The following is a 6,013-nucleotide window of genomic DNA, read 5'->3' as shown; positions in this document are numbered from 1 at the left end:
ATGCGTTCAGCTAACTGATACTAATGAGCCGTGAGGCTTGACCATATAACCCCAAGACGCTTCGTGTGTCTTAACTCAAGTCTGATTCGAATTCACCTCGACGCTTGTCACTCGTTTACACCCTATGTGGAGCTGGCGCTTACGCGCTGCTCCCACCCCTTCCCTGGCGGCCATAGCGGCGTGGTACCACCTGATCCCATCCCGAACTCAGAAGTGAAACGCGCATGCGCCGATGGTAGTGTGGCTTTGCCATGCAAGAGTAGGTCACCGCCAGGGGCTTTATCCTTAGAAGGCCTCCCCATCCGGGGAGGCCTTCGTCTTTATGGTGTGGGTCGTTGCCGCGGCGACCGCCGATCGCTGGCTGCAACAGGTCACCGCCAGGGGCTTTATCCTGAAACACCCTCACCGGCAACGGTGGGGGTTTTTCTTTGGGCGCTGGGCGCTGTGGCGACCGCAGATCGCGACCCGCCCACGGGTCGCCGCTACCGGCTTTTCCCAAAGAAGGCCTCCCCATCCGCGGGGGCCTTCGTCCTTGTGGCGCCAGTCGTTGCGGACGCGATGCCGGATCGCAGGCTGCAACAGATCACCGCCACGAACTTCATCCCCGAACACCCTCACCGGTAACGGGGGCCTTTGCTCTGGTCGCGTTTGATATGGAGCCGCGAACGCGAACGGGGTGATGCACGACGATCGCCGCTTGCACGGCCTGTTGCTACTCTTTGTCGACAGGTTCGTGCGAAGGGAAGTGTCGTGGTGCAAGGTTACGTATTGGCAATAGATCAGGGCACCACCAGCTCGCGCGCGATGTTGTTTGATCGAGCCGGCGCCGTGGCCGGCTCGGCGCAATGTGAGTTCCGCCAGGTTTTTCCGCAACCGGGCTGGGTGGAGCACGATCCGCAGGATATCCTGGCCAGCGTGCTGGCGACGGTCACCGAGGTGCTGGCCGCGGCACAAGTCGATGCCAATGCATTGGTCGGCATCGGCATCACCAACCAGCGCGAAACCACCGTGGTGTGGGATCGGCGCACTGGCCAGCCGGTCTACAACGCAATCGTATGGCAGTCGCGGCAGAGCCTGGCGGTCTGCGAGAAGCTGGAGGCGGACGGCTATGCCTCGATGGTGCGCAAAAAGACCGGGCTGCTGATCGACGCGTACTTTTCCGGCAGCAAGATTCGCTGGATCCTCGATCATGTCGCCGGTGCTCGCGCCCGTGCGGAGCGCGGCGACCTGCTGTTCGGCACGATCGACAGCTGGCTGATCTGGAATCTCACCGGCGGCAAGCTGCACGTCACCGACGTCAGCAATGCCGCGCGCACGCTGCTGTTCGACATCCATACACGTCAGTGGGACGACGAGTTGCTGCGCATGCTGGATATCCCGCGCAGCATGTTGCCGCAGGTGCATTCCTGCAGCGAGGTATACGGCCGTACCGTGGCGTTGGCTGGTTTGCCGGCCGGGGTGCCGATCAGCGGCGTGGCCGGCGACCAGCAGGCGGCGCTGTTCGGCCAGGGCTGTTTCGAGCCTGGCATGGCCAAGAATACCTATGGCACGGGTTGCTTCATGCTGATGCATACCGGAACCCAGGCGGTGCCATCGCGCCACGGGCTGTTGACCACGATCGCGTGGGAGCTGGACGGTGTCGTCGAGTATGCGCTGGAAGGCAGCATCTTCGTTGCCGGCTCGGTGGTGCAGTGGTTGCGCGATGGCTTGTTGATGCTGCAGCACGCCAGTGATTCACAGGCATGCGCGGAGAGCGTCGATTCGAGCGAAGGCGTGTATCTGGTACCGGCTTTCGTCGGGCTGGGCGCCCCCTATTGGCGCAGTGACGTGCGCGGCGCGATGTTCGGCCTGTCGCGTGGGACCCGCAAGGAGCATGTCGTGCGCGCTGCGCTCGAGTCGATGGCCTATCAGTCGCGCGACGTGCTGGCTGCGATGGAGGCGGATGCCGGCATTCCGCTGAAGGAATTGCGCGCCGATGGCGGCGCGATCGCCAACGATTTCATGGCGCAGTTCCAGAGCGACATGCTGGGCGTGCCGGTCCTTCGCCCGCGAGTGGCCGAGACCACCGCGCTGGGAGCGGCCTATCTGGCCGGACTGGCGGTAGGATTCTGGGAAAGCCGCGAACAGATTGCAACGCTATGGCAGGTGGAGCGGCGCTTTCAGCCTGCCATGGAAGGCGCCACCCGCGAGCGCTTGTATCGCGGCTGGCAGGATGCGGTGAATGCGACCATCGGTTTTCGCGTCGACTGATACAGACGAGGCTCCCAGGGTGACGCGAGGGCCTCGCGGTCCATCCGCTGGTGCACCGATCAATCCAGCGCGTAACCGAACTGGTCGAGGAACTCCGCGGCGAATTCGGCGTAACTGAAGCGCTGGTTCTGCGTGCCGGGATGCTCCACCTTCAGCGCGCCCATCAGCGAAGCCATGCGACCGATCGTGGGCCAGTCGTCCTCGCGCATGATGCCGAAGATCAGGCCGGCCCGATAAGCGTCGCCGCAGCCGGTCGGGTCCACGATCTGCCGTTCGCGCGCCGGCGGGATGTGGTGGGTATCGCTGCCGACGTGTATGAGCGAGCCGCGCGGGCCCTGGGTCACGATGTACGCGGTCACTCTTTCGGCGATCTCGGCGGCGCTCCAGCCGGTGCGGGCTTGCAGCAGCTGCGACTCGTAGTCGTTGACGATCACGTAGGTCGACTTCCCGATCATCGAGCGGAACTCGTCGCCGTTGAACAACGGCATCGCCTGGCCCGGATCGAAGATGAAGGGCACGCCGCGCGTGGCGAACTCCTCGACGTGCTGCAGCATCGCCTCGCGACCATCGGGCGCGACGATCGCGAAGTCGATCTGCGGGATGTCGCGCACGTGGTTTTCCTGCGCACTGGACATCGCGCCGGGATGGAAGGCGGTGATCTGGTTGTTGTCGAGGTCGGTGGTGATGAAGCACTGTGGGGTGAACTGGTCGTCGAATTCGCGCACGCAGTCGAGCCGGATGCCGCACTGCTCCATGTGCTTGCGGTACGGTCCGAAATCCTGGCCCACGGCGGCCACCGGCAGCGGGTCGCCGCCGAGCAGCTTGAGGTTGTAGGCGATGTTGCCGGCGCAGCCGCCGAACTCGCGGCGCATCCGCGGCACCAGGAACGACACATTCAGGATATGCATCTGGTCGGGCAGGATGTGGTTCTTGAACTGGTCCTGGAACACCATGATGGTGTCGTAGGCCAGTGATCCGCAGATGACGGCAGACATGGTATGCGGGAGCCCTCGGGCAAAGGTGGAAAGGCCGCGAGTGCCGCGGTCGGCCGAACGCCGAACCGACAGGCTCCGGCCAAAGTTTGGAATCGTACCGCCATCTGCCCGAATTGGCGACTTCTTGCGCTGACGCCCAGCTCACTTCGAAGCACAGGAAATGCACTTATGGTGGTGTTGTAGAAGGGTTTCTTAACGTTATTGTCCTTGCGCATGCGAGCCACGCTGACTAGACTGGCCAGCTTACTTTTTAGCCAAGCCGAGCCACGGCGGACCCATGTTCAAGAAGTTTCGCGGGATCTTTTCCAACGACATCTCCATCGACCTCGGCACCGCCAACACGCTGATCTATGTGCGTGGTCAGGGCATCGTGTTGAACGAACCTTCGGTGGTGGCGATTCGCCAGGACCGTGGCCCCGGTGGCCCGCGCACGATCGCCGCGGTGGGCGGCGACGCCAAGCGCATGCTCGGCCGCACGCCGGGCAACATCGCCACGGTGCGGCCGATGAAGGACGGCGTGATCGCCGACTTCACCATGACCGAGGCGATGTTGCAGCACTTCATCAAGCAGGTGCACAAGTCGCGCTTCCTGCGTCCGAGCCCGCGCGTGCTGGTCTGCGTGCCGTGTGGTTCGACCCAGGTCGAGCGCCGCGCGATCAAGGAATCGGCCGAAGGCGCCGGCGCGCGCGACGTGTTCCTGATCGAGGAGCCGATGGCTGCGGCGATCGGCGCCGGCATTCCGGTGCACGAGGCGCGCGGTGCGATGGTGCTGGACATCGGCGGCGGCACCTCCGAAGTGGCGGTGATCTCGCTCAACGGCATCGTCTACTCGCAATCGGTGCGCGTCGGCGGCGACCGCTTCGACGAGGCGATCATCAATTACGTGCGGCGCAACCACGGCACCCTGATCGGCGAATCCACCGCCGAGCGGATCAAGCTGCAGATCGGTTGCGCGTTCCCGCAGAGCGAAGTCAGGGAGATCGAGATCTCCGGGCGCAACCTGGCCGAGGGCGTGCCGCGCATGTTCACGATCAACTCCAACGAGATCCTCGAGGCGCTGCACGAGCCGCTCGCCGGCATCGTGGCCGCGGTCAAGTCGGCGCTGGAGCAGACCCCGCCGGAACTATGCTCCGACGTCGCCGAGCGCGGCATCGTGCTCACCGGCGGCGGCGCGTTGCTGCGCGACCTGGACCGGCTGATCTCCGAGGAGACCGGTCTGCACGTGCAGGTGGCCGACGACCCGCTGACCTGCGTGGCGCGTGGTGGCGGCAAGGCGCTGGAGCTGATCGATCAGCACGGCAGCGACTTCTTCGCGCCCGAATAAGGCGCGACCATGGCGCGCACGCGCGATGAGTCCTCGCCGCTGTTCGCTGGCAATGCCGCCGGCACGCTGCGGCTGATCGTCTATCTTGCGCTGGCCGTGGTGCTGATGGTGCTCGACCATCGCAACGGCTGGTTGTGGCGCCTGCGCTACACGGCGGCAGCCGTGGTCGAGCCGGTGTACCGGTTGGCCGGGCTGCCGGCCGTGGGCGTGCGCACCATGAGCGTGGCGTTTGCCGATCGCCAGCGGCTGACCGAGCAGAACCAGCGCCTGCGCGAGGACCTGCTGCTGGCCAACGCCAAGTTGAACCGGATGGCCGCGGTCGCCGAACAGAACCAGCGTCTGAAGGAATTGCTCGATACCCAACACAGCCTCGAGCTGAACGTGCAGTTGGCACGGGTGATCGGCGTGGACCTGGGTGCGTACCGTTACCAGATGACCCTGAACATGGGTGCGCGCGACGGGGTCCGGCCGGGCCAGCCGGTGATCGATGCACATGGCGTGATGGGCCAGGTGAAAGAGGTGCTGCCGACCACCTCGGTAGTGATGCTGATCACCGATCCGGCGCACGCGATTCCGGTAGTGATCGAACGTACCGGCTTGCGCACGGTGGCTTACGGCTCGCGCGATGGCGACCAGCTCGCCCTGCCCAACATCCCGCTGGCGGCCGATGTGCGCACGGGCGACAAGCTGCTTACGTCCGGCCTCGGTGGGCGCTTCCCGCCGGGTTTTCCGGTTGGCGAGGTACGCGCGGTGGCGCCGGCGGCGACCGGCATGTTCCTGGTGGCGATGGCACGGCCGTCGGCGGATCTCGATCGCAGCGAGGACGTGCTGCTATTGCACGACCAGGCCGAGCCGGACGGCCCGCCCGCGCCGGTGACGCCGATGGGGCCGCCCGGTGATCTGGCGCCGAGCGCGACCTCGGTCGCCCTGCCGGCGACCAGCGGAGCGCCGCGATGAACAAGCAGCGTCTGAGCCTGTGGTGGTTCGTCGGCACGCTGGTGTTCGCGCTGCTGTCGATGCTGGTGCCGCTGCCCGGCGTGCTGGAGCCGTTCAAGCCGTACTGGCCAGCCTTGTTCCTGCTGTACTGGTCGTTGGAGTCGGAAGACCGGGTCACCCTGGGACTGGCGTTTGCGGTGGGGTTGTGTGCGGACCTGCTCAATGGCGTGGTGCTGGGCGAGCAGGCGTTGCGTCTGTGCGCACTGGTCTTCATCGCTTTGCGTTTCCGCTCACGCCTGCGTTTCTTCCCGATGTGGCAGCAAGCCCTGGCGGTGTTGGCGCTGCTGTTGAACGACCGCATCCTGCTGCTGCTCGTGCGCGTGCTGGCCGGCGCGTCGCTGCCGCCGGCGAGCTGGTGGATCTCGCCGTTCGTCGGCGCCGCGCTGTGGCCGTTCCTGTTCCTGCTGCTCGACGATCTGCGCGCGCGCCTGCGGATTCAATGAGCATG

At 65.3% G+C, this 6,013-nt stretch carries 5 protein-coding genes and 1 rRNA gene; 5 read left to right on the top strand and 1 reads right to left on the bottom strand.

Translation table 11 applies throughout. The features are described 5' to 3' along the window. The first annotated feature begins 162 nt into the window (after positions 1-162). A 5S ribosomal RNA gene (gene rrf / locus ABD024_RS15025) occupies positions 163-276 on the top strand. A gap of 474 nt (positions 277-750) precedes the next feature. Next, positions 751-2,250 carry a glycerol kinase GlpK gene (glpK, locus tag ABD024_RS15020; protein WP_343854353.1) on the top strand — a complete coding sequence of 500 codons (1,500 nt, stop codon included), beginning with the start codon at positions 751-753 and terminating at the stop codon, positions 2,248-2,250. A gap of 59 nt (positions 2,251-2,309) precedes the next feature. On the opposite strand, the gene ABD024_RS15015 is transcribed toward glpK, so the two are convergent. Next, positions 2,310-3,245, bottom strand: a complete 936-nt coding sequence (locus ABD024_RS15015; RefSeq protein WP_343854351.1) for a carbohydrate kinase family protein — start codon at positions 3,243-3,245, stop codon at positions 2,310-2,312. A 277-nt stretch (positions 3,246-3,522) separates the two neighbouring features. On the opposite strand from ABD024_RS15015, the gene ABD024_RS15010 reads away from it, so the two are divergent. From ABD024_RS15010 to mreD, 3 genes are read left to right on the top strand one after another with little or no spacing between them, the layout of a single operon-like run. Beyond that, positions 3,523-4,569, top strand: a complete 1,047-nt coding sequence (locus ABD024_RS15010; protein ID WP_343854349.1) for a rod shape-determining protein — start codon at positions 3,523-3,525, stop codon at positions 4,567-4,569. A gap of 9 nt (positions 4,570-4,578) precedes the next feature. Then, positions 4,579-5,526 (top strand): rod shape-determining protein MreC, encoded by a 948-nt coding sequence (mreC, locus tag ABD024_RS15005; RefSeq protein WP_343854345.1) that lies wholly within the window; start codon positions 4,579-4,581, stop codon positions 5,524-5,526. Continuing rightward, positions 5,523-6,008, top strand: coding sequence for a rod shape-determining protein MreD (gene mreD, locus ABD024_RS15000; RefSeq protein WP_343854341.1), 486 nt, complete (start codon positions 5,523-5,525; stop codon positions 6,006-6,008). Before mreC ends, mreD begins: the two co-directional genes overlap by 4 nt. Positions 6,009-6,013 lie beyond the last annotated feature (5 nt).

Source organism: Rhodanobacter soli, assembly GCF_039523495.1.
GTDB lineage: Bacteria > Pseudomonadota > Gammaproteobacteria > Xanthomonadales > Rhodanobacteraceae > Rhodanobacter > Rhodanobacter soli.
This window is presented reverse-complemented; position numbering and strand designations above follow the sequence as displayed.

What these genes read in the sequence shown, in the direction of transcription:
- ABD024_RS15015 (WP_343854351.1), bottom strand. Translation starts at nt 3,245, where the DNA reads ATGTCTGCCGTCATCTGCGGATCACTGGCCTACGACACCATCATGGTG.
- ABD024_RS15010 (WP_343854349.1), top strand. Translation starts at nt 3,523, where the DNA reads ATGTTCAAGAAGTTTCGCGGGATCTTTTCCAACGACATCTCCATCGAC.
- mreC (WP_343854345.1), top strand. Translation starts at nt 4,579, where the DNA reads ATGGCGCGCACGCGCGATGAGTCCTCGCCGCTGTTCGCTGGCAATGCC.
- mreD (WP_343854341.1), top strand. Translation starts at nt 5,523, where the DNA reads ATGAACAAGCAGCGTCTGAGCCTGTGGTGGTTCGTCGGCACGCTGGTG.